Annotated in this window: 21 protein-coding genes; 5 read left to right on the top strand and 16 right to left on the bottom strand. The window is 42.7% G+C overall.

What is annotated here, in order from left to right:
- Positions 1 to 6 precede the first annotated feature (6 nt).
- Complete coding sequence (locus C2M25_RS19900) at positions 7 to 309, bottom strand: ArsR/SmtB family transcription factor (RefSeq protein ID WP_063702365.1); 303 nt, start codon at positions 307 to 309, stop codon at positions 7 to 9.
- Between the two features lie 133 nt (positions 310 to 442).
- Between C2M25_RS19900 and C2M25_RS19895 the strand changes: the two genes are divergently transcribed.
- Together C2M25_RS19895 and C2M25_RS19890 are read left to right on the top strand one after the other, a co-directional pair.
- Positions 443 to 631 (top strand): YgaP family membrane protein, encoded by a 189-nt coding sequence (locus C2M25_RS19895; protein WP_054562832.1) that lies wholly within the window; start codon positions 443 to 445, stop codon positions 629 to 631.
- Between the two features lies 1 nt (position 632).
- Positions 633 to 977 carry a rhodanese-like domain-containing protein gene (locus C2M25_RS19890; RefSeq protein ID WP_063702368.1) on the top strand — a complete coding sequence of 115 codons (345 nt, stop codon included), beginning with the start codon at positions 633 to 635 and terminating at the stop codon, positions 975 to 977.
- Here C2M25_RS19890 and C2M25_RS19885 read toward each other — a convergent pair.
- The 6 genes from C2M25_RS19885 to C2M25_RS19860 form a co-directional block, all read right to left on the bottom strand.
- Positions 974 to 1,516: a PH domain-containing protein gene (locus C2M25_RS19885; protein WP_105174363.1), complete on the bottom strand. Its 543-nt coding sequence runs from the start codon at positions 1,514 to 1,516 to the stop codon at positions 974 to 976. The two genes, C2M25_RS19890 and C2M25_RS19885, sit on opposite strands and share 4 nt — an antisense overlap.
- Positions 1,517 to 1,615: 99 nt before the next feature.
- Positions 1,616 to 5,932 carry an alpha-1,6-glucosidase domain-containing protein gene (locus C2M25_RS19880; RefSeq protein ID WP_105181966.1) on the bottom strand — a complete coding sequence of 1,439 codons (4,317 nt, stop codon included), beginning with the start codon at positions 5,930 to 5,932 and terminating at the stop codon, positions 1,616 to 1,618.
- A 22-nt stretch (positions 5,933 to 5,954) separates the two neighbouring features.
- Positions 5,955 to 8,849 carry a TonB-dependent receptor gene (locus C2M25_RS19875; RefSeq protein WP_105181965.1) on the bottom strand — a complete coding sequence of 965 codons (2,895 nt, stop codon included), beginning with the start codon at positions 8,847 to 8,849 and terminating at the stop codon, positions 5,955 to 5,957.
- Positions 8,850 to 9,037: 188 nt separating this feature from the next.
- A complete protein-coding gene (locus C2M25_RS19870) occupies positions 9,038 to 9,655 on the bottom strand; it encodes a LysE family translocator (protein WP_063702377.1) in 618 nt (205 codons plus the stop codon).
- Positions 9,655 to 9,834, bottom strand: coding sequence for a DUF4177 domain-containing protein (locus C2M25_RS19865; RefSeq protein ID WP_054554414.1), 180 nt, complete (start codon positions 9,832 to 9,834; stop codon positions 9,655 to 9,657). The genes C2M25_RS19870 and C2M25_RS19865 overlap by 1 nt, the downstream gene beginning before the upstream one ends.
- Before the next feature lies 1 nt (position 9,835).
- The gene (locus C2M25_RS19860; protein WP_063702379.1) at positions 9,836 to 10,240 is read right to left on the bottom strand and encodes a DUF3224 domain-containing protein; all 405 of its coding nucleotides are present in this window, start codon (positions 10,238 to 10,240) and stop codon (positions 9,836 to 9,838) included.
- Positions 10,241 to 10,317: 77 nt separating this feature from the next.
- Here C2M25_RS19860 and C2M25_RS19855 point away from each other — a divergent pair, with 77 nt between their 5' ends.
- Positions 10,318 to 12,090, top strand: a complete 1,773-nt coding sequence (locus C2M25_RS19855) for an ABC transporter transmembrane domain-containing protein (RefSeq protein WP_105181964.1) — start codon at positions 10,318 to 10,320, stop codon at positions 12,088 to 12,090.
- A 61-nt stretch (positions 12,091 to 12,151) separates the two neighbouring features.
- Here the strand turns inward: C2M25_RS19855 and C2M25_RS19850 are convergent, their stop codons facing one another.
- Positions 12,152 to 12,784: an OmpA family protein gene (locus C2M25_RS19850; RefSeq protein ID WP_063702385.1), complete on the bottom strand. Its 633-nt coding sequence runs from the start codon at positions 12,782 to 12,784 to the stop codon at positions 12,152 to 12,154.
- Between the two features lie 80 nt (positions 12,785 to 12,864).
- Positions 12,865 to 13,644 carry a substrate-binding periplasmic protein gene (locus C2M25_RS19845; RefSeq protein WP_063702387.1) on the bottom strand — a complete coding sequence of 260 codons (780 nt, stop codon included), beginning with the start codon at positions 13,642 to 13,644 and terminating at the stop codon, positions 12,865 to 12,867.
- 122 nt (positions 13,645 to 13,766) lie between these two features.
- Between C2M25_RS19845 and chrA the strand changes: the two genes are divergently transcribed.
- Positions 13,767 to 14,903, top strand: coding sequence for a chromate efflux transporter (gene chrA / locus C2M25_RS19840; protein ID WP_063702389.1), 1,137 nt, complete (start codon positions 13,767 to 13,769; stop codon positions 14,901 to 14,903).
- Here the strand turns inward: chrA and C2M25_RS19835 are convergent.
- Genes C2M25_RS19835 through speA form a run of 4 tightly spaced genes read right to left on the bottom strand, consistent with a single transcriptional unit; the run spans position 14,900 to position 19,879 of the window.
- Positions 14,900 to 16,150 carry a mechanosensitive ion channel family protein gene (locus tag C2M25_RS19835; protein WP_063702391.1) on the bottom strand — a complete coding sequence of 417 codons (1,251 nt, stop codon included), beginning with the start codon at positions 16,148 to 16,150 and terminating at the stop codon, positions 14,900 to 14,902. The two genes, chrA and C2M25_RS19835, sit on opposite strands and share 4 nt — an antisense overlap.
- Complete coding sequence (locus C2M25_RS19830) at positions 16,147 to 17,070, bottom strand: acetyltransferase (RefSeq protein ID WP_063702393.1); 924 nt, start codon at positions 17,068 to 17,070, stop codon at positions 16,147 to 16,149. Before C2M25_RS19830 ends, C2M25_RS19835 begins: the two co-directional genes overlap by 4 nt.
- A gap of 28 nt (positions 17,071 to 17,098) precedes the next feature.
- On the bottom strand, positions 17,099 to 17,977 hold the full coding sequence (locus C2M25_RS19825; protein ID WP_063702395.1) for an acyltransferase: 879 nt from the start codon (positions 17,975 to 17,977) through the stop codon (positions 17,099 to 17,101).
- Positions 17,978 to 17,998: 21 nt separating this feature from the next.
- A complete protein-coding gene (gene speA / locus C2M25_RS19820; RefSeq protein ID WP_063702542.1) occupies positions 17,999 to 19,879 on the bottom strand; it encodes a biosynthetic arginine decarboxylase in 1,881 nt (626 codons plus the stop codon).
- Between the two features lie 198 nt (positions 19,880 to 20,077).
- Here speA and speE point away from each other — a divergent pair, with 198 nt between their 5' ends.
- The gene (gene speE / locus C2M25_RS19815; protein ID WP_105181962.1) at positions 20,078 to 20,941 is read left to right on the top strand and encodes a polyamine aminopropyltransferase; all 864 of its coding nucleotides are present in this window, start codon (positions 20,078 to 20,080) and stop codon (positions 20,939 to 20,941) included.
- 55 nt (positions 20,942 to 20,996) lie between these two features.
- Here the strand turns inward: speE and C2M25_RS19810 are convergent, their stop codons facing one another.
- From C2M25_RS19810 to C2M25_RS19800, 3 genes are all read right to left on the bottom strand, one after another.
- Entirely contained in the window at positions 20,997 to 22,598 is a 1,602-nt protein-coding gene (locus C2M25_RS19810; RefSeq protein ID WP_063702398.1) for a methyl-accepting chemotaxis protein, read from the bottom strand.
- 74 nt (positions 22,599 to 22,672) lie between these two features.
- A complete protein-coding gene (locus C2M25_RS19805) occupies positions 22,673 to 23,902 on the bottom strand; it encodes a hypothetical protein (protein ID WP_063702400.1) in 1,230 nt (409 codons plus the stop codon).
- Complete coding sequence (locus tag C2M25_RS19800) at positions 23,889 to 24,506, bottom strand: methylamine utilization protein (protein WP_063702401.1); 618 nt, start codon at positions 24,504 to 24,506, stop codon at positions 23,889 to 23,891. The genes C2M25_RS19805 and C2M25_RS19800 overlap by 14 nt, the downstream gene beginning before the upstream one ends.
- Between the last annotated feature and the right edge of the window lie 136 nt (positions 24,507 to 24,642).

Below are 24,642 nucleotides of genomic sequence, written 5' to 3'. Positions count from 1 at the left end.
GCTTAACTACCTTTTGCAAAATAAACCATGAAGAGTTTCAAGGATTGCCATAACACTTTTATCGACCACGCGATAATAGATAGTTTGGCTTTCACGTCGAGTCGCGACGATCTGAGCTTTTCTCAGCGCCGCTAAGTGTTGCGATAATGCTGACTGCGCCAACGGCACAGCTTCGTTTAATTCGCTCACGCTCATTTCACCATCTTGCAGCGAACATAAGATCATCAAGCGATTTTTATTCGCCAATATCTTTAGCATTTGCTCTGCTTGCTCCACATTGTCGGCCATAGCCGCAAAATCGATGTTCATAATCACACTACTCTATATTCTTAAAATACCACTAAAGTATAGATTGATATATTAGAAAAGTCTAATATTAGAATTTACTAATGTAGTATTTTCTAATATATTAAATACATCACTCTGTTATCGAGGTCTTATTATGAAACTAAATGACGCGCTTCGCCTAATTGCTGGTGTAATGATCTGTATTTCATTGTTGCTACAACAGTTTCACAGTCCGCTGTGGATTTGGTTTACGGTATTTATTGCTCTAAACTTAATTCAATCGGCATTCACTAAGTGGTGCCCAATGATCACTATTTTACGCAAACTTGGCATGGAGGATTAGTATGCTGACACCAATTCCTGACTTAATGAAAATTGTTGCCCCAAACCAGCGCCGCATTAGCGCTGACCAAGCAAAACAAGAGTTAAGCGAAAACCATGGTTTATTAATAGACGTACGTGAGCCTGCTGAACACGCAACTAAAGCAGCAACAGGTGCCATTAATATCCCACGCGGTGTACTTGAAATGAAATTAATGGAAATTGAAAAAGATCCTGCAAGACCCATTTACTTACACTGTGCAAGTAGTGCCCGTGCCACACTGAGTGCCGAAGCACTGACTCGTGTTGGCTACGAAAATGTCACAGTAATCACCTGTAATGCAGAACAAATCTGTCAGGTTTTCTAACGCTTTTCATCTAATAGCGTAACTAACATTTGCTCAATGTTTTTTACGCTATAAGTAAGTGAACGCAGCAGTTCTAACTGACTATCTTCAGCTTGATGCTCAGGTTTTGCACTGCTGCTTTGAGTCATCTCATCTTTTTGCTTTAAGATTGCTTCGCGAAACGCCTCTGCATCAACCACTCCGAGCAATGATACTAGTGCCCCTTGCCCTGATTGACCTGCCGTTTCAAAGCTCAGTCGATAAAGTCCAAATTGACGCATCAAAGGGCCTTGGCTAAGTGCCACATCGGTTATTTTTTCAAGTGGGATCGATTTCTCTTCTTTAAAGAAGACACCGCGTTTTACCACTAACTTACGTGTTAACAACGTGGCTGACATCGCCGCCAAAATACGCCCTGCCACCAGCCAGATTATTAACGCAACAATGGGAATGAAAGGGATACCTACCATACTAATCACACAGGTAAAAATACCCAGTAATAACCAATACTGTTTTACTTTTGGATCAAAGCTGGCACTCAATAAACTGGTTTCTGTCATCATAGGCTCCTTGATAGAGAGTTATGACAATATACAAACTTTTCATTAAACACAAAAAAAGCCGAGCAAAAGCCCGGCTTAAGAGTACTGCAGGGAAAGCTATTCCACTGCTTCAACCGTCACTGTTAATTTACTCAGATCAGGTCCTTGCACTGTAAAACGATAATCGCCAGCAGCTGCAATACTCAGGGCGATATTGGCGCCAACGGCTTCTAATAAGGTCGCTTCACCAATAATAGCGATGGGTGAATCACCACTACCACCATAATTTATGGTGTTCCAGTCGCTTGAAGCGACTTTGAATCCATATTCTCCCACTTCAAGTGCCAGTGTCGTACTATATAAAGCATCGCCAGTATAAATTAACGGATCCACTGGATCCCAATTATTCATGCTGCCTCGCAAATAGACTTGAGTGTCCCCAAACATTTCTGCATTAAATACGGTCATGAGTGGCTCTTCAAGGTTACTAGCATCAAACACAAACTGATATTGACCATCGCTGGCAATATCAATGGTTATGTTTGAACCTTTTACTGCGAGTAATTTCTCTGTACCTACAGTTACTGCTGAGCTACTTTCACCTGAGCCATAATCGACGGTATTCCAATCACTTGAAGCAAACTTAAAGCTATAACTACCTGTAGTTAATTGTTTAGTGAAAGTATAAACACCTTTCCCTTGGTACATTAATTCATCACTGGTATCCCAACTATTGAAGTCACCGCGCACATAAATTGGCGTGCCAACAAATGGCTCTTCGTTGTAGACGTTAAGCACTGGGTTGTCAGTGTCTGTGGCATCGAATGAGAATACATAAACAGCATCCATTGCCGCCGTAAAGGTCATATTGGCACCACTGCGTGTTAGCGGCTCATCTTCACCTTCGATCACTTCAGCAACATCGGCAGAAAGCGCACCAAAATCAACAGTAGACCAATCTTCAGAAGCTACTTTAAACTCATAGCTGCCTGCGGTTAGAGGAATCGCAATTTTGTACTCGCCATTACCCACATATTCAAAGCTATTTGCCGTACCCCAGTCGTTTAACGAGCCACGAACATAAACTGTTGTGCTACCAAATGGCACAATATCAGGCGCCCCCACAGTCGCATCGGCACTTAGGCCTTCGCCTTGAGCATCACCTTGTGGTTTCACAAACACAGCAACAGTATATGGCGGAACATTAAAGGTACCTTCGCCCTCACCAGCTATAAAGCTTGCCGCTGACATACTTGAGTCAACACTTGCTTTTAAAACAGGATGAAGCTCAAAACCCGCAGCCGTTGATACTGTATGCGATAAGCTTTGCTCAGTGCCGTTCATCACCACGACAATGGCATCGTATTGGCTATCTAGATCAGTCAAACCAACACCATCATCGATACTCATCACGACTAAGCCTTGCTGTTGACGCTTACCAATATTGTGAAAGCCAACGCGGTCTAAGATGCCTTGCTCTGTGGTTAAGCTAAATAATGGGCTGGCACTACGAATTGCTAAGAACTCAGTAAATACATTACTTGCGTACTCAATGTCGCTAGCCATCGCTTGCGCATTCGTATTTGCTGAAATAGGTGCGATTTCGCCCCACTTCGCTTGGTTATCTTGCGCAGGCGGTAAACCTACATTCCAGTTGTTGGTTTCTTTACTGAAATCAACAAAGTTGAACCAATCACCAGAATCATAACTGTTACGATCCATCGATTTAGAACGCAGCATATCAGCACCCATTTGCATAAATGGAATACCTTGGCTCATCAGCGGCATAGCTAAAGCCATATTGTGAACACGCACACGCTCTTCAATACTTAAGTTAGTGCCATGTTTATATTGCAGCTGATCCCAAAGTGTTTCGTTATCATGCTTAGAGACATAGTTAATGCTGTCAGCCGGGTCAAGGGCGTAAGCCGCTGGCTGACCTCTCCAGCTAAAGCTGCTACCTTTTGCTGAATTACCTTTAAAGTCTTTAAGAATGTAGTTTTGTAAGTTACCTGCCAGTGATAAACGCAACGTATCTTGCTCAGATAAATTACCATCTGTGGCACTATTGCTAAAGAACGCACCACCACGAACCGCTTCACGAATACGATCATTAAAGGTGCCTACTTCAGTGCCAGCCATATCCATTTGTTTAGCTTGAACAAATAAACGGTTATCAGCGACTTCCTCAAAGTTCCACCCTTCACCATAGAAGTAAGTATCAGGGTCAACTGCTTGCACTGCACTAAGCGCGGTCATAATTGATGCTTTTGGCATATGCCCCATCACATCAAAGCGGAAGCTATCGTAACCAAAGTCGCGGGCTAATATCACCATAGAATCAGTGACGAACTTGTCCATCATGACATGTTCTGTTGCTGTATTCTCACAACATGTTGAGCGTTCCATTACGCCTGATGTTTCGTTATATCTGTGGTAGTAACCTGGTACCAGTTTATCGAAGACTGATTTATCCCAAACACCTGATGAGGTCGTGTGGTTGTAAACAACATCAAGCACGACACGTAAACCAATTTCTTGTAAAGACTGGATCATCGCACGCGTTTCTTTGACTCGTGCAATACCTTCAGGCGATGAAGCGTAAGAGCCTTCAGGCGCAATAAAATGATGCGGATCATAACCCCAGTTAAAACTATCAACACCACGTATTGCATTGGCAAGTGCTTGAGCATCATCAGAGCCAGGTAGGTAAGACGCCATTAAATCAACTATCAATGCACTCTTATCTTCGGTTTTACATGCATCGGCATCATCGTCAATGCGGCTACATAAATCACCTAAGGTCGCAGTGATATCAACACGCTGACTGGCATCTTCATCTATGGTGCCAATATCTGTCAGTGGCAGTAAATGGAAATGGGTTAAACCATTATCTGCTAGCTTTTTAAGATGTTGCATTGGTGCGCTATCAAGCTCAGTAAACGCAAGATACTTACCACGGTTTGCTTCACTGACTGTTTCATCACGCACACTAAAATCACGCACATGACCTTCATAAATTACCGCTTGCTCAGGGTAATCAATCGTTGGCACCATACGCTCATCCCAGCCAGTCGGTTTAGTATCTTCATCATCAAGGTTAATTAGTTGGCTATATAAACCATTGGTTGAAACGTTTAATGAATAAGGATCTGTGCTCCATAAGCTTTCAATTTTCTTAGTCGTCGGATGATAAACATCAAACATGAAACGGTAGTAATGGCGATCGTGACTGATATCGACATTGCTAGACCAAATACCCGTTGCGCTATCAAAGGTCATAGCAAGTTGTTCAAGCTCTGTTTTATTAGCATCATAAAGCGCTAATTTCATATTGCTTGCAGTCGGTGCCCATACCGACACATCAATACCATTATTGGCGTAATGCACACCTAGTTGTGCTTCATTAGCGTCACTTTCGCCACTGGTGTATAAGTCATCAAGGGCTTTAGCGGTTTGCACATAAGTGGCTTCTGTTAGCTTGCCATCAGCATCATAGCCCGCAACAACTAATTGTTGTTTAATAAGCTCTTTTGCAGCGGCTGCATCCCAGCTACCTTGGTACGCATTCCATCCAGCAAGGTGTGGTACTTTAGCGATTTGCTCATCGCTTAAAGATGTCGATGTAAGCTCAACCACTTGACCATTTAGCTCACCGGTATCTTCATCGACAGCTAAATCAGCACTGCTTGAAGAGTGTAATTTAATGATACTTGTCAGCTCATTACTTGGCTGATAAATCACAGTAGATAAATCAATCCAATGCGCTGAGGCACCAGAAATACTCACTGGACGCTCACCTAAGCTTATAATTGGATATTCAAATACTGATGGTTCACCATGAATGGTAAAGTTCATACGTTGGAACTTTTCATCGTCCTGCATCAATGGCATTTTTAAATCGACATCACCAAACGCTTTGCCAGACCCTTCTGTGCCAATATGCACGATAAAGTTAGCACACTCGTTGTAACCCTCTTTTAGTTTTACAATCCAGTACGCGCCATAGTTAGGATCAATACCATCGTATTCATGACCATTTGCCCAATCAGTGGCATCAAACGGCGCTGCGTACGCATCACAGTCATCGTTATTCCATGAGTGTAATCGATAGCCTTCGTAGGCATCATCACTGGTGCGGTTATAGAATAAGATGGCTTCGTCATCTGCAGGGAAAACCACAGGATCAGGCAAAGTGGGATCAGCGCCTACTACGCAGCTCTCATTATTCTCATCGGGTACCGTTGGTGCCGGACAACTAATCGGTGGTGGATCAACACATTCAGTCCCCGCTTCATTGGGAACTTGCGGGACACTACAGGTCAATAAAACTTGCCCAGAATCTATATCGTTACTTGCGCCACCACCACATGCTGCTAGCAATACCATGCTACATGCAATCAGTAAGCGGCTAAAATTAGCTATTATTTTCATATTATTATCTCCAGCTTACTGATCAATGGTTATAGGTAAAACCTAGATAAAACTGACGACCAAAGAATTGCGTGGTGCCTGTTTTACTGGTTGTTCCAAAGTAGCTTTGTGTAGGTTCATCAGTTAAGTTATTCACTTGTAATAACATGCCGAATGAATCTGTGAACTGATACGATGTTTGGAAATCGATAACTGTTTCCGCATCAAAGTTCACCACTTGCTCATTGACAGCAACTTGCTCTGAAACGAAATCATCGCGATAACGCACATTCAAACGTGTTTCAAAGTTTTCATAGCTGTAAAAAAGAGTGCCGTTAAAGACATTATTTGACAGGCCAGGCAAGTCTTGCGATACAGAATCACCACCTAAATCGGTAATAGATTGCACCTCACTCTCGGTATACGAGTAACTGGCGTTAATACCTAGGCCTTCAAACGGTGAGGGTAAGAAAGAGAAAACTTGCGTATAGGCAAGCTCAATACCGCGAATATAACCGCCTTTGGCATTGTTAACCGCAGTGGTGTACACACCATTTGTGGTTTCGATTTGCTCACCACTGACAGGGTCAACAATGTATTCTGGTACGTTAAAACCATTACCCTTAAAATCAAAGTTCTCTATAGCTACCGTATCTATGAATGAGTCGATATTCTTATAAAACGCAGCAACTACCAGTGCACCATCGGTGTCTTCAAAGTATTGCTCGTAGGAGATATCGTATTGATCAGCATAGAAAGGTTTTAAGAATGGGTTATTAGTACTTGAACCGTTAATTTCGCCGTCATTGTTAACCGATGCACTGGCATCACCCGCTAAACGGTTAATCGGAGCACGTGCCATCACTTTTGCCGCAGCAAAACGAATTTGTGTCGCGTCACTGACTTTAAAGTTCAGGTTTAATGAAGGCAGGTAATCAGTGTATTTAATGCCTAACACGCTTGGTGCATAAAGGTCGTTAACAATGCCATTGTCATCGACAATATATTGCGCACCGAGTTGTGGATTGCCACCGACGTTTTCGAGTACCGTCGCAGACTGATCGGTGTCTACTCGGCGAATACCAATATTACCTGTGACTGGCAGCTTGCCAATTTCGGTATCAATATTAAGCATCAGATAGGCTGACACCACTTCTTCATACACTGAACCACTTTGTAACATGGTCCATGAGTAGTTAGTGGTATAGCCTTGTGCATCTGGCTCACCATCACCATCTAAGTCAACAACACCATCGGCATTACCCCAGGTTTGTACTGGTTGCGGAATACCATTTGGGAACCATGCGTTGAGTGCTTTATCTAAATCTATCGCTAAATATGATGGGAAATAGCTAAACTCGCCTTGCCAATCGACTACTGTAGTCATGTCATCAGTAAGACGAAGCGGTGGTTGAGTCGAGGAGAATGCACCGTCGTTACCGTATTCAAATACAGAGCGATTATTGCTGTACTCACGGTCTGAATAACGAGCACCAAATTCAATTGAGCTAAACCAGTTATTCTCTAACTCATATTTAAAATCGAGTCGAAATGCTTTTACTTCATCTTCATTTTCATACGGATAAATACCGTATTTACTCACCATAACTCGGTCAATATCGCTAAATGCGTCTGCTTGGTTAAAGCCGACATCAGGCAAATTTAAGCCGTTCAATTGATAGTTAAGCGATACATTGGTATCGAACACTGGGTTCTCAACGGTAGCATCTTCTGCTACCAATGCCCAAAGTAAACCATTACGGAAATTACTCTTCGCACGTGATAGCGACACATCAGCATTGACGTTCAAACGCTCAGTAATTTGCCAATCGGCATTAATGCCGTAGCTGTCTACTTCATCAAAGTCTTGGTTATCATCATTAACGATTTCAACACGGGTAAAGCTATTTGATGTGCGGTTAATCGCACCACCAATCACCGCATTACCGTCAAGTACTGGATTAGCATACACCGCAGACGGACCACCAAACTTAACCCGAAAACCACGGGCAAATGATTCGCTATCAAAACGCGATAAAAACGCATCCCCTTTTAGTTTAAAGTTATCGGTTGGCGCCCATTCAATTGAGGTTAAATAACCATTACGGGTTTCTTCACCACCTAAATGCTGAAGCTCAAACCCTTCACTGATGTATTCATTAGCAGGGTTATCAGCTGGGCCATCGGTATCATTGGCCAGCCCATCAACATCTTTATTACCGTTATAAGCAAAACCGATAAATTGCGTCGCCACACTCGGCTGGAATAAGCGCGCGTAACCTAGTGCGACACCTAGCGTATCGTCAAGAAACTTGCCTTGGTAAGAAAAACTAATACGGTCGCCATATTCGGTGGCATCAAATACCTCTGAGGCACGGTCGTTATACATACCGCGCACATTCGCGGTAAATTTGTGTTGCTGATCATTATCCAAAGGGCTTGCTGTTTGTAGCTCGACTGTACCCGCGACGCCCCCTTCAATGAGCGATGCCTTAGGCGACTTGAAGACCGCCGCTGAGCTGATTAACTCAGACGGATATTGGTCAAACTCAATACTACGGCTACCACTGGTAGATACTTGCTCACGACCATTTAATGTCGAAAAAACAAAGCCACCAGATAAACCGCGAATGTTGATTTCGGCAGCTTGACCACCGGTACGTACCGCCGAGATCCCCGGTAGACGTGTTAATGCATCAGCCATAGATACATCAGGTAATGCCCCTAAATCATCGGCTGAAAGTTGCTCAGAGACAGTGTCGCTAAAGCGTTTTTGATTTAATGATTGAATTAAGCTGCGACTAAAGCCGCGCACTTCGATTACTTCAAGCTCAGGATCGATTTCCTTTGCTGATGTGCGTTCTTCTTCCGTCGCCGCCATTGCACTGTTTGCCGCTACTAAAGCTAGCATAAGCGCACTTAGCTTGAATTTCCCCATTGGATTTCCACCCTGTTGTCGTTGGAGGTGTTGTATTTGTGGTTATTGTTGTTGTCAAAAAAACAACCAATAAAGTGTAACCAAAAGGTAAATATTGTGTGATGAATACGTATGCAATAGGAGCTTGCTGGGGAGAGCAGCGATCACAACCCTTTTTTATTAGTGATGGAATCGCAATATAGAGGGATTTATAGGGTAATAACGACGCGAACAGCTAAGGCAATAAAGATCACCCCTAGCAATTTTTCGAGCCATGGATTCGTCTTGGTAAAGCCAAAACGCTTTTTTGATATGTCGGTTAACAGTGCAACAAGTAGATACCAGCCTGTATCAAGCACAAATACCGTTAAACACATGATTAACCCAACTTGCAAAGTCAGGTTCTCAGGGTCAATAAATTGCGAAAACAGCGCTAAAAAGAACACCGCTAGTTTTGGATTTAAAAAGGCAATGGCAAAGCCGTCTTGCAGCGCGCTGCGAGGGCTCGGCTTAGTTTGCTCAACATTCAGTGTTTGCGAGCTGGGTTTAGCTAACAGAATACGAATACCCAAATATGCGAGATAGGCTGCACCGCCATAGACCAGCACTTGATAAAGCGTTGGTAACTGAGTCATCAGCGCACCTAAACCTAGTAACGAGGCACACGCATAAAAACCAACCCCAATACCATGGCTTAACGCCGCCAACATGCCGTTCTTCATACCGCCATGTAAACTGTGTTTTAAAACCACAGCTAAACTCGGCCCCGGCGACATTGCCCCCATCACGCAAATTAAAACTAAACTCAACCACTCAGTTAGTGTCATTATTCGTTATTCTCGATTAGTAATAAAACGGATGTTATCTGACCATAAACCCCAGTGGCAGTGGTGATTGTTTTCACTTGCCAACCAGCTTGGCCTAATTCGAACACCCGTTGATTTAATGCATCAATATCGATGCCGCCGAAAAAGCGCTTCTTTTTAAACTCAACTACTTTTTGCATGTTAGTCCATCAGTTGGTATTCAAAGTCATAATGATGAATACCCGATTCAATTCGAATTGCCATTTTACCAGAAAGACCTTCAAGCTCTCCTGCGCCTGAGTCTGGCACCACTTCTAAAATCAATCGGTCAGCACCTTTATCCATGGTGCCAAAATGTTGCAGCACAAAACTGCCTTGTTTACCTTCTAAACTACCAACAACTTGTTCTATCGCTACATAACCTGCACTACCTTGAGTTGCAGTTATGGCACTGAGCATTTCGCCTTGGCTTGTTGCTTCTAAAGGACCTGAAAACTGTTTATCAATCGACATGCGTCCTAAATTTACGCCATCTTTACCTGTTGCATAGCCACCAATTGGGTTTAATTTTACGGTGAATTGACCACTGATCGTTGTAGATTCCATACTAATCCCTTAATAACTGTTGAATTTTAGAGCATTGATAACCATATCTATACCCTATTCACCAACAAGAATCTAGCATGTCTAACAACAAAGAAAAGGCCGCATTTAGTAGCCTGTTACCGATTTTAGCTTTTATAAAACCTTATAAATGGGTGGTGTTTGCAGCCCTTGGCGCCTTGTTGCTTACGGCCGGTGTTAACTTATCACTCGGACAAGGCGTTAAATTTGTTATCGACCATGGCTTTATTGCAGGCTCGCAAGCTCAGCTTCAACAAGCGGTGATGGTGTTGATTGGTTTGATTAGCTTATTAGCAGTAGGTACTTTTTGTCGCTTTTATTTAATGTCGTGGATTGGTGAGCGAGTCAGTAACGATATCCGTAAAGCCGTGTTTGATCGCATCGTTACATTACACCCGAGCTACTTTGAAGAAAACCGCAGCGGCGAGCTGATGTCGCGCCTGACCACCGACACCACCTTGTTGCAATCTATCATTGGCTCCTCTTTTTCGATGGCATTACGCAGTAGCTTAATGCTAATTGGTGGTTTGGCAATGCTACTTATCACCAACCTAAAGCTAACCCTTGTGGTTGTTGCCTGCGTACCTGTGGTACTACTGCCGATGATGATTTTTGGCCGAAAAGTGAGAAAGCTGGCAAGCTCCAGCCAAGATGCCATTGCCGATATCAGTACCTATGCCGGTGAGATCATTCAAAATATCAAAGTCGTGCAAAGTTATAGTCACGAAGAACGTGAAAAAGCAGCATTTAGCGAAGAAACCAACAAAGCGTTTCAAGTCGCGAAGAGGCGTATCAAACAGCGCTCGTTTTTGATTGCAGCGGTTATATTTCTGACCTTTAGTGCTATTAGCGTGATGCTGTGGGTCGGTGGCAGCGACGTATTAGCTGGCACCATGACTGGTGGTGAGCTCGGTGCTTTTGTGTTCTATGCAATTATGGTGGCGATGTCTGTAGCAACGGTTGCCGAAGTGTACGGTGAGTTACAAAGAGCAGCAGGTGCAGCTGCACGATTATTAGAACTACTCGCCGTTGAAAGCATGATAAAAAGTCCAGATACAAATCATGATGCACAACTTGAGGAAAACAAACTTAATCACCCTGCTATCGAGTTTAATGAAGTGTCTTTTCATTACCCTTCAAGGCCAGATAAAGCCGCTTTAAATGCGCTTAATTTACAAGTAAAACAAGGGCAAACTGTTGCGATTGTTGGCCCGTCAGGCGCTGGTAAAACAACGTTGTTTGAATTACTGCAGCGCTTTTATGACCCAAGCTCTGGGAGTATTTCGCTGGCAGGAATAAACATAAAAGCACTCTCTCTTGATTGCTTACGCCAGCAAATGGGGATGGTGGCACAAAACCCAATTTTATTTAGCTCAGACGTAATGCATAACATACGTTATGGCAACCCAAGCGCCAGCGACGAGCAAGTATATGCGGCGGCCAAATATGCCCATGCTGATGAGTTTATTAATCAACTCCCTGATGGTTATCACAGCTTTTTAGGGGAGCAAGGTGTTAGGCTTTCAGGTGGGCAAAAACAACGCATAGTGCTAGCGCGCGCAATATTAAAAGATCCTGCAATTTTGTTGCTTGATGAAGCAACCAGTGCACTCGACGCACAAAGTGAGTTTCATGTACAAGCAGCCCTTGAGCATCTGATGAAAGACAGAACAACACTGATCATTGCCCATCGTTTAGCAACGGTTAAACACGCCGATGTGATTGTTGTGATGGATAAAGGAGAAATTATTGCAACGGGTACGCATCAGCAATTGTTTGAAACTAATCCATTGTATAAACAATTGTGCGAACTACAGTTTAATCGAGATTAAGAAGAGAAATGTCAGGTTTGAAAGGGCATATCAAACCTGACCACAAATCTAGATGTAATATCTAACCTTGTGTATTCGGTACGATTTGAATTTCTACGCGGCGGTTTAAAGCTCGACCATTTGCTGAGTCATTGCTCGCCACAGGACGTGTTTCGCCATAGCCTTGCGTGCTGATACGTGCAGACATTATTTGATGATTAACTAAGTAATCTTTTACGCTTTGCGCACGTTGTTGAGATAACGTCATATTGTAGCTATCTTTACCTGTGCTATCGGTATGACCTTCAACGCTTAAGTAGGTTTTTTCGTATTTGTTCATCACCTTCGCAATCGCGTCTAGGGTACTGTGAAAACCCGACGAAATATAAGATTGGTCAGTTGCAAAGGTAATGTTAGATGGCATGACTAAACGAATATTGTCGCCTTCACGAACCACTTCAACACCTGAACCTGCTAGCTCATCGCGAAATGCTTCTTCTTGCTTATCCATATAATCACCAACAGCGGCACCCGCTAATGCACCAATAGCCGCACCAATAAAGATACGTTTATCGTCGTGGTCGCCAGTTGCTTTACCTAGCACGGCACCTGTTGCAGCACCAATCGCTGCGCCTTTACCTGTATTAGTTGTCTCACAACCTGTTAAAAGAACGGCTAAAACGCCCACTGTTAAAACTGATTTTGTAAAAGTCATGTGTCTCTCCATGGCAATTATTCAAATTGAATTGTTTACAATTATGAATCAGTTTCTATGAACAAGCGATGAAGAAAAGATTACTTATCAAGTGCTACAGCAGTAACCGGAGGTAAGTTATACCCTTTAACCAGCTCGGTTAAACGGCCATTGAGAACTAATGTATTGAGGCGGTCTTGAATTTTATCTGCCAGATCTGAGCGTGCAAACTGTTTACTTAAAGCAATGTGGCCATAAATAACATCTTTATAGCGATAAGGCATTTTTACGATTTCTTGTGAAGGTCGCTGCAAAAATACAGAGGCGTGATCAGCTGTGGTTTCAACAGCAATTACCAGCTCAACACGGCTTTTTAACAACATATCAAAAGCATTATGCTCGCTTAACGCTTCAACTTTAGTGAGTGTTTTATCATTATCGAAACGAGGAAAATGCGCAGCGCCTCGCATTACCGCAATGCGCTTACCAATTAAGTCTTGATAGTTGTTGATTTCAAGTCCGCTGTCAGCTCTGGCATAAAACACAAAAGAAGATGACAGCATCATGTACGGCGGAGTAAGAAATTGCATTTTTTGCTCACGCGCTTCTGTGCGAATAAGCCCGCCCATTACATCTAGCTCATTTTGCTCGAGCATTTTTAAACAACGAGAAAACGGGCAAGCGACGTATTCAAGCTTGATTGGCAGAGTACGCTGTATTTCGCGCATAATATCAACTATTGCGCCACTGACTTTACCATCTTCAGAGACCATGCCATAAGGAGGCGCATGATCAACCGCCACCACAACCTTTTCAAACGTGGTTGCAAGTGCAAAGCTGCTGCAAAGTAATAACAATAAACTTGTAAAATACAATTTCATAGTGATACTCATGACTACGTTCACTCGTTACATATATTGTAGTCGCGCTTGTGTCATAAAAACCACAAAAATGTCATACAATTTTGTCATAATAGAAACAATCACCCATTAACGGCAAAGCAATGTTACTCGTTATCTTTAAGCAATTCTTTTTATTAGGCTGTATGAGTTTTGGCGGTCCTGCGGCACACCTTGGTTATTTTAAGCGCTACTTTGTTGATAACTTAAAATGGCTTAGTGCTGAGCGCTATGCGCAATTGATTAGCCTAAGCCAAGCATTACCAGGGCCTGGTTCGAGCCAAGTTAGTTTTGCGATGGGGGTTGAAAAAGGGGGCATTTTAGGCGGCCTATGTGCTTTTATTGGTTTTACCCTGCCCTCATTTTTGATTATGTTTTTTCTAGCTCTCAGTGCTCACCAATTTGGTGATATTTACTTTGCAGTGATTGCCGGGCTTAAACTCTTTGCTGTGGTCATTGTTGCTGATGCAACCTACAGCATGGCAATGAGCTTTTGCAAAAACCATTTACACAAGCTTATCGCGGTATTGAGCACGATTGCACTCATTGTGTTCTCAGAGCTATCAAGCCAGATTCTCGTACTCATTGTTGCAGCAACCTTGGGCTGGTTTTATCCTCAGCTTAAACTGCCAGAGAACCAAGAACATAAACCATTAACAGTCGCTTGGGTACCGCTTGGTTTATTTACCACCTTGTTACTAATTAGCTTTTTACCTTTGGGTGAATGGTTTTCTGTGTTTGCCCCATTTTACCAAACTGGTGCTATGGTTTTTGGTGGCGGCCACGTTGTATTACCCGTTTTACAAGCGGGTGTGCCGAGTCTTGACACTGAGCAGTTTTTATCTGCCTATGCCAGTGCTCAAGCCATACCTGGGCCAATGTTCACAATCGCCACATACTTAGGTGCACAAGTGTCGCCAAATACGCCACTTATAGGTGCAATTGTCGCTACGGCACTTATCTTCTTACCGGGATTTTTGTTGATGTTAGCGTTTATGAAAAGCTGGCTACAATTGGCGGATAAACCTCGCTTTGCGGGCAGCATTGCAGCGTTAAATGCGGCCGTGGTGGGCTTTTTAGCCGCTGCTCTTTATTCACCTATTTGGCAATCAGCAGTGCAAAATCTATGGCAAGTTGCTTTAGTCATTGCAGCATTTACGTGGCTAAGAATGGCAAAGCCACCTATTTGGTGGCTATTGTTAGGTTTCATTGCAATTAGCTTACTGATTGCTCAGCTTTAAGCTTTTTCGCGGGGCGGATTCGTTACCTTGATACTCGGTTTTAAGCCTATTTGAGGCTCACTAGCCGTTAACTGCCCAGTGACACTTTGATAAGGTCGAAGCGCAAAAATTGGCAACACGGCAAGAAGATGATCCATGATCTCTGCTTGCAAATGCTCGTATGAGATCCAGCGTTTATCTTCACTAAAGCAATAAAACTCAATGGGTAAACCATGATTGATTGGTTGTAGCTCACGTACCATTAGGGTTAAATCACGATTAATTTTTTCGTGTTGTTTTAAGTAACCTTCGGCATAGCGGCGAAATAAACCTAGATTAGTAACTGGATCAGGCAAAGCCGTTACTTTGATATAGTCATGCAATGGAATAGCAGCATTTATTTGCTCACGAAACGCATCATCAACCAAACGAATACTATTCATATCAATGTTTAAAGAACGTTTGATACGGCGACCACCCGACTCTTGCATTCCACGCCAGTTCTTAAATGACCCAGCAACTAACATGTAGGTTGGAATAGTTGTGATAGTGTTATCCCAGTTGCGTACTTTTACCGTGTTTAAACCCAGGTCAATCACCTCACCATCGGCACCATAGCTGTCGACTTGGATCCAATCGCCATAGGTCACTAAACGATTAGCTGCAATTTGAATACTGGCAACAAAACCCAAAATGGTGTCTTTAAATACGAGTAAAGTCACCGCCGCTATCGCACCAAAGCCAGACAAAATATAAGTTGGTGACTTTTCTAGCAAAATACTCACAATAAGGATGGCGCAAACCATAAAGGTGATAAGTTTTACAACTTGGATCAAACCCTGAATCGGAATATCACGGGCAAAATCAAGTTGGTTATAGATGCCACCAGCAATGCTCACGACACTACTTAAAATGAAGCCACCATAAATGATCAGCGCAACTTGCCCCACCGTTTTTAGTACTAACGCAGCGACATCATGAACAGGATAAACATAATCGAAGGTTGCTAAATACAGTACGCAGCACAATATCCCCGCGAAACGGCGGTTTAGTTTATTGAGCATGGGTGTTAGCGCACCGATGCGCTCAGGAGATAAACGTGTAACAACCTTTTGAATGCCCGGCAGTAATAAGCGGCGGGTAAACATATAGATTATTAGTAATGAGCCAACACCAATCGCTGTAGCCGTTAATGCGCTTATTAGCGTCGCGTCGGGCATTGATTCAAACCAAGGCATCACCAACTCTTGCAGGTGAGTTTGCTTCATGGCGCTTCAACCTCTTTATTGATGGTAGCAAGGTATTCAGCTTGCTGGGTTTGATGATAAGTTAGTAGCTGAGCATCTTTTTGCAACCATAACTCATTAATATGTTGCTGAAAAGCCGTTCTAAATGCACGGTCATGCTGATAATCACCAATCATCTCTGCGCTAATTGCTTGTACATGCATTTCAACTTTGATCACGTTGAGACGACCACGCATCAGATTACGACAAATATGGTCGCCTTCGCCTTGGTAAATAATCGAGGTATTTAATAATGCATCAAACTGCTCACCTAACACCTCAAGAGCAAATGCAATACCGCCCGCTTTAGGCTTTAAAAGGTAAGTGAACGGGCTGTTTTGCTTTTTGTGTTTTTGGCACGTAAAGCGTGTGCCTTCAACAAAGTTGATAATGGTAGTTGGATGATTACGAAAGTCGCGACAACTGCGTTTGGTACGCTCTACATCGAGTCCTTTCAGCTTAGGATTTTTTGCCAGCTGCGCTTTGCTAACACGCTTCATAAAAGGCATGCCCATCGCCCACGCGCCGGTGCCAATAAATGGCACATATTTTAATTCATCTTTTAGGAAGAACTTTGGCGCAGGTAAAACATCAATCGCACTTAAAACAACAATATCTAGCCAGCTCATATGATTAGAGATAAGTAAGTACCAACCATCTGTGCTGACTTTGCCTTTAATATCAACATCAATTGTAGGGCAACCTAGCCACAGAGCTAAACGATTCCCCTTACACCAACCGCGATAAGCCACATGAAGAATATCGCTAACCACTTTAAATGGCAGTAATAATTTAAGCACACCAAGGAGCAGCACAAGCGTGCCCCAGATAATTACATTAGCAAACAAGACAATGCTCACTAGAACGCCTGTTAACCAATTAGGTAAAAATTTCTTTAACATATGTGTGCTCTCGACTGCATAAGCAATTCTACTGCGATTTTGCTTCTAACTCGGCTAGTTGCTGATTTTTTTCATTCCAAATGCGATTTAACTCAGCTTGAAAGTTAACTCTAAACTCTGCATCACCGGTGTAATCACCGATTAAATTAGGGCTTACTTCCATCACCTCGACTCGCACTTCGACCTGTTTTACACGACCACTGGCGAAGTCCACAAAGCTAGGAATACCATCCGGGTAATGAATAGTGACATTAACCACTTTTGAAATTTGCTCACCCATTGCTTGCATAACAAACGCAACCCCACCTGCTTTTGGCTTTAATAAGTGTTCAAAAGGGCTGTTTTGGCGTGAGTGTTTTTGCTCTGTAAAACGCGTACCTTCAACAAAGTTAACGATGCTCACTGGCATTTCTTTAAACTTTTCACAGGCTTTACGCGTGGTTTCTAAGTCTTTACCACGCAATTTAGGGTTTTTCTTTAACTGGGCTTTACTCGTGCGAGTCATAAATGGGAAATCCAACGCCCACCAAGCAAGGCCTAAAAAAGGAACGTAGATTAGCTCTTTCTTCAAGAAAAAGTTTAAAAACGGAATACGACGATTAAATACGCGTTGCATTACAACAATATCTACCCAGCTTTGATGATTTGCGATCACCAAGTACCAGTCTTTCGCTTTTAGTTGCTCAAGACCTGTTACGTTCAGCTTATATGAAGCAAATATGTTTTGGTTGATGTTATTGCAACTCACCCACATAGTGGCGCATTGCTTAGCAATCCAACTCATTAATTTTTGCAGAGGCTTAATTGGGATCAGTTTAATCACGCCACAAATAAAGATGGGCACAAACCAAAAAAGTGTATTGAGGGTGTAAAATATAAAACTGAACACACAACGGATCATGGACATTACTACTTATTCCTTTAATGCTTAATCTTCAAAATACGTGTAGCCAGCAAGGCCTGCATTTAGTTCTGACAAATATTGTGCCTTAGATTGCTCATCAATTGCCAGTGAGTTAACCCGTTTTGCAAAGTTTTCAGCAAGAATGTCGCTATCATAATCAACAAACTTTAATACGTCCTTAACGCTGTCACCTTTAATGGCGTTAGTCAGCTGGTAACCTGCGTCAGTGAGTTCAACATGTACTGAATCAGTGTCACCGAACAGGTTATGTAAATCACCTAAAATTTCTTGATACGCACCCACTAAGAACATCGCAATGTGATATTGCTGACCTTGTTTGTACTCAGGAATAGGTAAACTGCTCTCAATACCTGTACCTTCAACATAGTTACGAATTTGCCCATCAGAGTCGCAAGTAATGTCTTGAATAATGGCACGCTGCGTTAATGGCTGATGAAGATTTTCTACTGGCATCACTGGGAATAACTGCTGAATACCCCAGACATCAGGCAATGATTGGAATAAAGAGAAATTAACAAACAACTTGTCGGCTAGTTTTTCATTTAAATCGTCTAGCACTTCACGGTGGGCACGGGCATTTTCGCTAAGAGATGCACGAACACGGTGTAAAATGGTGAAATACAGCTGCTCGAGCTTCGCCCATTCAAGCATAGTGAGTAGACCATGCACATATTGGTCATGGGCTTCACTGAATAAATGCATAGCATCATGATAAATTTCCAGCGCCATACGCGGTGTTAAACGCTGTAAACACTGCCACATTTCATCTAGCACCAATACGCTGTCAGCCTCAGGCGCCGTTGGATTTGCATGATTAGGCGCACGCTCAACATCAATCACATCTGTAATTAATACTGCGTGGTGTGCTGTTAACGCACGACCTGACTCAGTAATAATCGCAGGGTGTTTAAGGTCATGTTGCTGACACACTTCAGCAAACGCATTCACTACATTACGGGCATACTCTTCAACACTGTAGTTCATTGAACACGAACTGCGCGAACCAGACCCTTCGTAATCAACACCTAAACCGCCACCTACATCCACTGTATTAAGTGGTACACCTAACTGCGTTAGCTCAGCAAAGTGACGAGCACATTCACGCAGTGCACGGTGAATATCACGGATATTGGCTATTTGAGAGCCAATATGGAAATGCACTAATTGCATTAAATGGAGCTTATTACGTGACTTAAGTAGCTCAACAGCAGAAAGCACTTGGCCTGCAGTTAAACCAAACTTGCCTTTTTCGCCACCGGTATTCTGCCATTTGCCCTTACCAACCGAGTTTAAGCGAATACGAATACCAATTGACGGCTCAATGCCTAAGTCATCAATTTCAGCTAACAAAGTAGTTAGTTCAGAGAGTTTTTCTACAACAATGTGAACCTTGTGACCCATGCCTTGACCGATACAGGCCAAGCGTAAAAATTCACTGTCTTTGTAGCCATTACAAACAATGGTAATTGGCTCTTTAGCAACACCTAAAATCGCCATAAGCTCAGGTTTTGAGCCGGCTTCAAGGCCCACTAAACCACTTGGGTGAGCAAGTAATTTACTTACTACAGAACGTTGCTGGTTAACTTTGATTGGGTATACACAGGTATAACTACCTTGATATTCACGGGCATTGCGCGCCTTAGTAAATGCACTAGTCAGCGTCTCGACACGATTTTGTAAGATATCAGTAAAACGCACCAAAACAGGTAAGGTAAGACCTTGCTTTTTAAATTGCTCAGTAAGTTCAGATAAAGACACCGCAGCTTTAGTTTGATCGCCATCTGGATAAGCTACCAACTCACCTTGTGCGTTAATGTCAAAATAACCGTCGCTCCAATGAGCAACATTGTATGTTTCGCGTGCTTTGTCTAAACCCCAAGTCATGGCAATGTCTTCTGTAATTTCGTTAAATATAAACGCACATTTTAATACGCTAGGGCTGACCACGCTAACAAAAATTGCGCTATATGCCAAAGTGATAAAAAATATTCGCTATACTGATTAAAATTTGATTGAGCAATTGGCCAAGCACTGGCAGAATTGCACCCCTTTTTTACCATTAACCAAAAGTGTATAAGCAAGATGGCTAATTTAGATCAAAACAACTGGTTCACTGAAATTAGTGACCGTGATGGTAGCGCCTTTTCACTACGCATTACTAAAAAGCTTGATGAACAGCAATCGCCATTTCAAAAAGTAGAAATGTACGAGACAACTGACTTCGGTAATCTAATGATTATTGACGGTTGTACTATGGTAAGTAGCCGTGAAAACTTTTTTTATCACGAGATGATCAGCCACCCGGCATTGCTTGCACACCCAAATCCGAAAAACGTTGTGATTATTGGTGGTGGTGACTGTGGTACTTTACGCGAAGTATTAAAACATCCAGGTGTTGAAAGCGTAACGCAAATCGATATCGACGAAGTTGTGACGCAAATGTCACTTAAATACTTCCCTGAGCTATGTGAATCAAACCAAGATCCTCGCGCTACAGTGATGTTTGACGACGGTATTAAATACATGCGTGAAGCGGCTCCTGAATCAATCGATGTGGTCATTGTCGATGGTACAGATCCAGTTGGTCCGGGCGAAGGTTTATTCAACCACGCTTTCTATACTAGCTGTTTAACTGCACTTCGCCCTGGTGGCATCTTAATTCAGCAAAGTGAATCTCCACTTATGCATATGCCACTATTAGTAGAAATGCGTGATGCAATGACAGAAGTGGGTTTTGTTGACCTACAAACGTTGCCTTTCCCGCAACCAATTTACCCAAGTGGCTTATGGTCAGTCACGCTTGCTCGTAAATCTGAAGCGTTTGCTGGTTTTCGTGAAGATGATGCAAATACACTCGCGCAAAGCACAGAATACTACAATGCAGGTATTCACCACGGTGCATTAGCAACACCAAATTATATGCAACGTGCTTTTGAGAAAAAGTAAGCGTTTTAGCTAGATACAAAAAAGGGCTCATTGAGCCCTTTTTTATTAGCTTTAATTACACTTTAAATCGATTCACTAAATGATTTAGCTCATTCGTGAGTTGGTTCATACGATTAGCCACTTCTTGTGTTGAACTTGCTAAGCCGCCCCCTTGCTGGGTTTGATCGTTTAAGTCTGATAAGTTTTGGCTAATTTCATCTGCTACAGCGGTTTGCTCTTCTGTTGCCTGCGCGGTCTGCATCGCCATATCATTGACTTTAATTGATGACTCTTGCATTGAATTAAGCACATCATTGGTTTGTGTGAATGACTCAACCGCTTCATCGGCGTAACGCTTACCACTATTAATAGCTTGCAGTGACTGCTCAACACTGCTTGCAAACTGCTCAACCATAGTTTGAATATCATTGGTGCTCTCTTGCGTACGAGTTGCAAGTGTTCGTACTTCGTCCGCAACGACCGCAAAACCACGCCCTTGTTCTCCGGCACGAGCCGCTTCAATTGCCGCATTGAGTGCAAGTAAGTTAGTTTGCTCGGCAATAGCACGAATAACTTCAAGCACTTTGGCAATATTGTCTGAGCTTTGTTGCAACTCAGTTGAACGCTGACTGGCATGCTCCATGTTGTCTGACAAAGCAATAATTTTACGGCTTGAGTTATCAACCGCAGCTAAACCTTGTTTAGCAAGCTGCTGTGAATTATCAGCTTCGTGGGATGAGTTTTGCGCCACATTGGCCACTTCGCGACTTGCTACACTCATTTCGTGTACAGCGCTAACTATCGACTCAGACGCTTGGCTGAGCTTTTGGTTTACTTGGTGGTTTTGATTTGCAAAGTTATCTAAATCATTACCTAGATTATGCAGCTCTTTCGCTTGCTCTAAGATATCTTTGATTAACTGCTGCAAATTATCTAAGAAGCGATTAAATGCGGTTGCTAACTCAGCAAATTCATCTTGCGTTTTAACATTGATACGACCTGTTAAATCGCCATCTCCAGAGGCTATTTCGTTAATTCGTTCTGTGACAAAGTTAATTTGTTTTGTAAGCTGACGCGGCACAAAATAACTAAACCAACCAGCCACTGCCAGAACCACAGCAATCATCACCATTAGCATCACTTTAAAGCCCATCACTTTATCCATTAGCTTTTCAGTTTCTGCTTGAGAGGTCTTTTCGGCGACTTCACCGGCTTTGTCTAAAATATCACGAAGCGCCGAAAAGCTTTGCTCAGACGCTTGTTGTTGCGCAGCATTTGCGGGGTTATTGATGTAAGCTGTTGACGCTGTATACCAAGTATCAAACGCGCCATCAAAGTTACGAAACTGACCCACAATCTCAGAGTATGGCGACATATAAGATAAGTATTGCTTAAAACGGTCTTTCACTTGATCGGCATTGTCTTGGTGATCAGTAAGCTGGCCTTTATCGCCTTTCATTTGGGTAACCAGTTGTAGCTCTGCGACTTTAGCTTGGTATAGGTCTCGGTCAGCATTAACAACCACAGAGACCGCATTTAAGAAACGCTCTGATTGTGCATCAATCGCTTCTTTTTGAAGGTTAATTAGATAGGTATAGCCTGCAATTAAAATGACGATAGCAATGCCGAGCAGCACAATAGGCAAAGAACTTTTGACGCGAATGCTTTGTAACTTCATACATTATCCTAATTCAAATTCTAATCAGCACGTTCATTAGAATGTTAGTAGAAAAACTAAAAAAGTGTATGAAATTAAAAGTGCCAACTCGCTGAAAATTGCAATTGCTGCTGCGAGTTATGCTCATTGAATCCCATACCGGGTCTATTTTGAGCGTCACTGCTCAGCACTGAATATTCAGCACCTACTTGCCACTTGGTTGACAGTTGATAACGCCAACTTGCGGTTAAAGCTTCTCCACGACTTTGGTTAGGATCAAATTGCCAATCATCATGATCGCTAACCTTAAAATAATCATACCTAATTGTGAGACGATGCTGGTCTAACTTGTGGCTTAATAGAACAAAGTGACTATAAAAATCATTGTCTACCCCACGATTTTTGCCCATTGCAGTTTTGCCATCGAGTATCTGCACTATGACACGCGTTTGGCTGTTAAATTTATACAACCACGCCGCACTTAAAAAACGTGTATCCCATGCATATTGACCAGTACGAGTATTCAACGCACCTGGATCGCCATTGTTGTCATAATAATAAACACGTAACTGCGATTTCTTTTGATAATCCCAGTGTGCACCAAAATAATAGCCAAAGCGCCCATCTACTTCTTCGAAAGGCTCCACATGCTCAGCTTGCTTATCTAACTGCGTCCATTCAAAAGAATGTGGAACAGCAAAATCGATTTGTTCGTTAAAGGTGGTTTGCCGGTCATGCATAGCAAATCCTCGCCATGACAGGAGTGTTCCGGCTGGGTCGTTACCTTTAAAAACCGAAGCAAAGCCCTCAAAGGTATGATCACTTCTAAATTGTCGACCAGGGCGCTTAATGCTTGCCTCTAAACCAAAAGCGCGCACCTCTTCGCCAATCCAAGTATTAATTGCAGAATTAGTGTAGTTATAAGGTGACATCCAGCCATTTTGCGGGTTTTCAAGTGACATTTTCGGATAAAAGCCACCGGCTTTCACTGCCCATTTGTAACGACTTGCCGTGAGCGGTTGATATTGTAAATAGGCCTGACTAAAGCCAACGGTTAGTTCAGGATCAGGATGAGCATTAAGCACAGTGTGCGCAGACCAATCACTCGTTAACTCAAAACGACTACTCAGCATAGCTTGGGATATCACAACACCATCATGCTCTTGGTCATAACGGTATAAGCCAATTCCTTTGCGCTGATAGCTCGTTAGTTGGTCACCACGCACAGCCGAAACCGTTACCAGCCCATCATGCTCAGCAAATGCCACTGCAGGCAACCCAAAAACACTCGCCAATGCTAAGGCTTGCCATTTATTCATAATCATCAAACTCGTCGCTGCTTAGTTCTAGTTTTGGTAATAAGGCTTGTTTTAACTGATAACTCAACGGCTTCGCATTGCTCGTCATCTCGATGGTTTCCGGTGTGCTGATATCGTTAAAGCGATCATGCCAAACGGCCAAAGTAAACGTCCCATCGGGTAAGTTTAGATCAACCATGCCTTGCTCATCCGTTTGCCCATAAATCCCACCATCGACGACCACAATGTAACCCAGCATCCAGTCATGAATATTACAACCAAGCTCAACAACTCCCGTTTGTGCAAAGTTAATCGGTTGCTCTGGTTTATCGTGGTAAAGCTTTAACTCAAATTGTTTTGTTTTAGAAAATGAATAAACGTGGTGCATGATTGAATCAAGGTTAGGAAACTCAACATTAGCCCCTTGCGGTACTGCCAATACATGAGGCACAAAGGCACGCTTTTTTTGGCTCATTGTGTAATGGCTATCAGGAGCAGCAAGTTGTTTTGAACCTTTAATCCAAACCACGGCATTTTTGACAGGCTGATTCTGCTTATCCACTATTTGTATTTGCTGTGCCAATAAACTTTGGCTAAACAATAGTAGTAGCAACAGGGTTATTCTTATCATTTTGCTAAACCTTTTTCAGTGCTGGGCTTGATATCGCGACGTTCACTTTGTTGAATACGTATGCAGATCCCTCGTATTAACCGGCAAGTCACTTTATGCTTTAAGGATATATGTGAATACGTGACAACAATCCATA

Origin of the sequence: Pseudoalteromonas sp. T1lg21 (assembly GCF_002964625.1) — a bacterium.
GTDB classification, from domain to species: Bacteria; Pseudomonadota; Gammaproteobacteria; order Enterobacterales; family Alteromonadaceae; genus Pseudoalteromonas; species Pseudoalteromonas gelatinilytica.
The sequence above is the reverse complement of the archived record's forward strand: the minus strand, read 5'-3'. Positions and strand labels throughout refer to the sequence as shown.